General features: G+C 50.5%; 1 protein-coding gene and 3 rRNA genes. All 4 read right to left on the reverse strand.

The window, feature by feature from the left end; genetic code table 11:
* Window positions 1-395: transcriptional regulator CtsR (gene ctsR / locus ACFU9A_RS21705; protein ID WP_430577391.1), on the reverse strand; the 395-nt coding region annotated here is incomplete at its 3' end.
* A gap of 227 nt (window positions 396-622) precedes the next feature.
* Window positions 623-738: ribosomal RNA gene (gene rrf / locus ACFU9A_RS21710) — 5S ribosomal RNA — on the reverse strand.
* Between the two features lie 50 nt (window positions 739-788).
* Window positions 789-3718, reverse strand: a 23S ribosomal RNA gene (locus tag ACFU9A_RS21715).
* A 175-nt stretch (window positions 3719-3893) separates the two neighbouring features.
* A 16S ribosomal RNA gene (locus ACFU9A_RS21720) occupies window positions 3894-5443 on the reverse strand.
* The 16S, 23S and 5S rRNA genes sit together here, the layout of an rRNA operon.
* Window positions 5444-5705: the final 262 nt, after the last annotated feature.

Here is a 5705-nt window from a genome sequence, read left to right on the forward strand (position 1 = left end):
TCAATATATAGAACTGAACGATCCATTACACTCACCATCATTTTAGCTTCTCTTTCCGAAATAACTCCGTCCTCTAACAGTCTGAGAATAATGTCATCAGAGGCTGCCTGGGACAAGTGGGTATGAATCTGCGAAATAATATTATTGATGAGGACGACTTCGTTATTCATTTTAATTTTGATAATACGAATATAACCGCCGCCTCCCCGTTTACTTTCAACAATATATCCTCTTTCACTTGTAAATCTGGTGTTGATGACATAATTTATTTGGGAAGGAACACATTGAAATTTATCAGCGATTTCACTGCGTTTGATCTCTAAAATTTCTTTGCCATTTTGATCTAATACTTGTTTCAAGTACTGTTCAATGATGTCAGAAATATTATGTCCCACTCAACCCCCTCCTTTATTGACTTTGACTATATTTGACTTTAATCTTACTATAAGGTGTTTCGCAAAATTTTTCAACTGTATCGCTCTATCTCTATTATTTCCACTTTGCACAAGCATAAAACCTGCTTTTGCAAAAAGGCATATCGTTACGTTTCTCATATTATATAACGTATGCAAAAAAACACAAAAAAGGCAGCTCATGATGAGCTGCCTTTACCGTAATGATAGCTTGGCGGCGTCCTACTCTCACAGGGGGAAACCCCCGACTACCATCGGCGCTGAAGAGCTTAACTTCCGTGTTCGGTATGGGAACGGGTGTGACCTCTTCGCTATCGCCACCAAACCATTGAGAGTGTTCTCTCAAAACTAGATAACAGTAAGCATACATTCAAATTGGTTAAGTCCTCGATCGATTAGTATCTGTCAGCTCCATGTGTCGCCACACTTCCACCTCAGACCTATCAACCTGATCATCTTTCAGGGATCTTACTTCCTTGCGGAATGGGAAATCTCATCTTGAGGGGGGCTTCATGCTTAGATGCTTTCAGCACTTATCCCGTCCGCACATAGCTACCCAGCGATGCCCTTGGCAGAACAACTGGTACACCAGCGGTGCGTCCATCCCGGTCCTCTCGTACTAAGGACAGCTCCTCTCAAATTTCCTGCGCCCGCGACGGATAGGGACCGAACTGTCTCACGACGTTCTGAACCCAGCTCGCGTACCGCTTTAATGGGCGAACAGCCCAACCCTTGGGACCGACTACAGCCCCAGGATGCGATGAGCCGACATCGAGGTGCCAAACCTCCCCGTCGATGTGGACTCTTGGGGGAGATAAGCCTGTTATCCCCGGGGTAGCTTTTATCCGTTGAGCGATGGCCCTTCCATGCGGAACCACCGGATCACTAAGCCCGACTTTCGTCCCTGCTCGACTTGTAGGTCTCGCAGTCAAGCTCCCTTGTGCCTTTACACTCTGCGAATGATTTCCAACCATTCTGAGGGAACCTTTGGGCGCCTCCGTTACCTTTTAGGAGGCGACCGCCCCAGTCAAACTGCCCACCTGACACTGTCTCCCCGCCCGATAAGGGCGGCGGGTTAGAAGGTCAATACAGCCAGGGTAGTATCCCACCGATGCCTCCACCGAAGCTGGCGCTCCGGTTTCCAAGGCTCCTACCTATCCTGTACAAGCTGTACCAACATTCAATATCAGGCTGCAGTAAAGCTCCACGGGGTCTTTCCGTCCTGTCGCGGGTAACCTGCATCTTCACAGGTACTATAATTTCACCGAGTCTCTCGTTGAGACAGTGCCCAGATCGTTGCGCCTTTCGTGCGGGTCGGAACTTACCCGACAAGGAATTTCGCTACCTTAGGACCGTTATAGTTACGGCCGCCGTTTACTGGGGCTTCAATTCGCACCTTCGCTTACGCTAAGCGCTCCTCTTAACCTTCCAGCACCGGGCAGGCGTCAGCCCCTATACTTCGCCTTACGGCTTCGCAGAGACCTGTGTTTTTGCTAAACAGTCGCCTGGGCCTATTCACTGCGGCTCTCTCGGGCTTGCACCCTAACAGAGCACCCCTTCTCCCGAAGTTACGGGGTCATTTTGCCGAGTTCCTTAACGAGAGTTCTCTCGATCACCTTAGGATTCTCTCCTCGCCTACCTGTGTCGGTTTGCGGTACGGGCACCTCTCACCTCGCTAGAGGCTTTTCTTGGCAGTGTGGAATCAGGAACTTCGCTACTATAATTCGCTCGCCATCACAGCTCAGCCTTCACGGGAAACGGATTTGCCTATTTCCCAGCCTAACTGCTTGGACGCGGATATCCAATACCGCGCTTACCCTATCCTCCTGCGTCCCCCCATTGCTCAAATGGTGAGGAGGTGGTACAGGAATATCAACCTGTTATCCATCGCCTACGCCTTTCGGCCTCGGCTTAGGTCCCGACTAACCCTGAGCGGACGAGCCTTCCTCAGGAAACCTTAGGCATTCGGTGGAGGGGATTCTCACCCCTCTTTCGCTACTCATACCGGCATTCTCACTTCTAAGCGCTCCACAAGTCCTTCCGGTCTTGCTTCACAGCCCTTAGAACGCTCTCCTACCACTGTTCGAAGAACAGTCCGCAGCTTCGGTGATACGTTTAGCCCCGGTACATTTTCGGCGCAGAGTCACTCGACCAGTGAGCTATTACGCACTCTTTAAATGGTGGCTGCTTCTAAGCCAACATCCTGGTTGTCTAAGCAACTCCACATCCTTTTCCACTTAACGTATACTTTGGGACCTTAGCTGGCGGTCTGGGCTGTTTCCCTTTCGACTACGGATCTTATCACTCGCAGTCTGACTCCCAAGGATAAGTCATCGGCATTCGGAGTTTGACTGAATTCGGTAACCCGGTAGGGGCCCCTAGTCCAATCAGTGCTCTACCTCCGAGACTCTTACCTTGAGGCTAGCCCTAAAGCTATTTCGGAGAGAACCAGCTATCTCCAGGTTCGATTGGCATTTCACCCCTACCCACACCTCATCCCCGCACTTTTCAACGTGCGTGGGTTCGGGCCTCCATTCAGTGTTACCTGAACTTCACCCTGGACATGGGTAGATCACCTGGTTTCGGGTCTACGACCACGTACTCAATTCGCCCTATTCAGACTCGCTTTCGCTGCGGCTCCGCATCTTCTGCTTAACCTTGCACGGGATCGTAACTCGCCGGTTCATTCTACAAAAGGCACGCCATCACCCGTTAACGGGCTCTGACTACTTGTAGGCACACGGTTTCAGGATCTCTTTCACTCCCCTTCCGGGGTGCTTTTCACCTTTCCCTCACGGTACTGGTTCACTATCGGTCACTAGGGAGTATTTAGCCTTGGGAGATGGTCCTCCCGGATTCCGACGGAATTTCACGTGTTCCGCCGTACTCAGGATCCACTCAGGAGAGAACGAAGTTTTGACTACAGGGCTGTTACCTCCTATGGCGGGCCTTTCCAGACCTCTTCATCTACCTCGTTCCTTTGTAACTCCGTACAGAGTGTCCTACAACCCCAAGAGGCAAGCCTCTTGGTTTGGGCTGGTCCCGTTTCGCTCGCCGCTACTCAGGGAATCGCATTTGCTTTCTCTTCCTCCGGGTACTTAGATGTTTCAGTTCCCCGGGTCTGCCTTCTCATATCCTATGTATTCAGATATGGATACCACTCCATTACGAGTGGTGGGTTTCCCCATTCGGAAATCTCCGGATCAAAGCTTGCTTACAGCTCCCCGAAGCATATCGGTGTTCGTCCCGTCCTTCATCGGCTCCTAGTGCCAAGGCATCCACCGTGCGCCCTTTCTAACTTAACCGTTAAAAAGAATCACTACGTGATATCTTGCATTACTAATTGAATGTGAATTACTTCTGTTATCTAGTTTTCAAAGAACAACATCTCGAAGAATCGAATGATCCTTCAAAACTAAACAAGACAGGGAACGTTCTGTTTATAAGACCCAAGGTCTTATATTCCGTTAAAATCCTTAGAAAGGAGGTGATCCAGCCGCACCTTCCGATACGGCTACCTTGTTACGACTTCACCCCAATCATCTGTCCCACCTTCGGCGGCTGGCTCCTAAAAGGTTACCTCACCGACTTCGGGTGTTACAAACTCTCGTGGTGTGACGGGCGGTGTGTACAAGGCCCGGGAACGTATTCACCGCGGCATGCTGATCCGCGATTACTAGCGATTCCAGCTTCACGCAGTCGAGTTGCAGACTGCGATCCGAACTGAGAACAGATTTGTGGGATTGGCTTAACCTCGCGGTTTCGCTGCCCTTTGTTCTGTCCATTGTAGCACGTGTGTAGCCCAGGTCATAAGGGGCATGATGATTTGACGTCATCCCCACCTTCCTCCGGTTTGTCACCGGCAGTCACCTTAGAGTGCCCAACTGAATGCTGGCAACTAAGATCAAGGGTTGCGCTCGTTGCGGGACTTAACCCAACATCTCACGACACGAGCTGACGACAACCATGCACCACCTGTCACTCTGCCCCCGAAGGGGACGTCCTATCTCTAGGATTGTCAGAGGATGTCAAGACCTGGTAAGGTTCTTCGCGTTGCTTCGAATTAAACCACATGCTCCACCGCTTGTGCGGGCCCCCGTCAATTCCTTTGAGTTTCAGTCTTGCGACCGTACTCCCCAGGCGGAGTGCTTAATGCGTTAGCTGCAGCACTAAGGGGCGGAAACCCCCTAACACTTAGCACTCATCGTTTACGGCGTGGACTACCAGGGTATCTAATCCTGTTCGCTCCCCACGCTTTCGCTCCTCAGCGTCAGTTACAGACCAGAGAGTCGCCTTCGCCACTGGTGTTCCTCCACATCTCTACGCATTTCACCGCTACACGTGGAATTCCACTCTCCTCTTCTGCACTCAAGTTCCCCAGTTTCCAATGACCCTCCCCGGTTGAGCCGGGGGCTTTCACATCAGACTTAAGAAACCGCCTGCGAGCCCTTTACGCCCAATAATTCCGGACAACGCTTGCCACCTACGTATTACCGCGGCTGCTGGCACGTAGTTAGCCGTGGCTTTCTGGTTAGGTACCGTCAAGGTGCCGCCCTATTTGAACGGCACTTGTTCTTCCCTAACAACAGAGCTTTACGATCCGAAAACCTTCATCACTCACGCGGCGTTGCTCCGTCAGACTTTCGTCCATTGCGGAAGATTCCCTACTGCTGCCTCCCGTAGGAGTCTGGGCCGTGTCTCAGTCCCAGTGTGGCCGATCACCCTCTCAGGTCGGCTACGCATCGTTGCCTTGGTGAGCCGTTACCTCACCAACTAGCTAATGCGCCGCGGGTCCATCTGTAAGTGGTAGCCGAAGCCACCTTTTATGTCTGAACCATGCGGTTCAAACAAGCATCCGGTATTAGCCCCGGTTTCCCGGAGTTATCCCAGTCTTACAGGCAGGTTACCCACGTGTTACTCACCCGTCCGCCGCTAACATCAGGGAGCAAGCTCCCATCTGTCCGCTCGACTTGCATGTATTAGGCACGCCGCCAGCGTTCGTCCTGAGCCAGGATCAAACTCTCCGATAAAGTAGTTTGACTGACTACGCACATCGCTGTGCGATTTATTTAAAACTTTGAATTAACAGGTACGTTTTGTCTTGTTTAGTTTTCAAAGATCATTACCGCTTGTTGAAGCAACTTTATTATCTTACCACTCAGCTTCTTTTATGTCAACAACTTTTTTTAAGTTGTTTCCGAAGCTTTTTGTTGTTGTCTGCTGTTCATCAGCGACGTTTAATAATATACCATGCATTCTTTAAATTTAGCAAGTGTTGTTTTCATTGTTTTT

The sequence above is a fragment of the Isoptericola sp. NPDC057653 genome (assembly GCF_042799955.1).
GTDB lineage: Bacteria > Actinomycetota > Actinomycetes > Actinomycetales > Cellulomonadaceae > Isoptericola.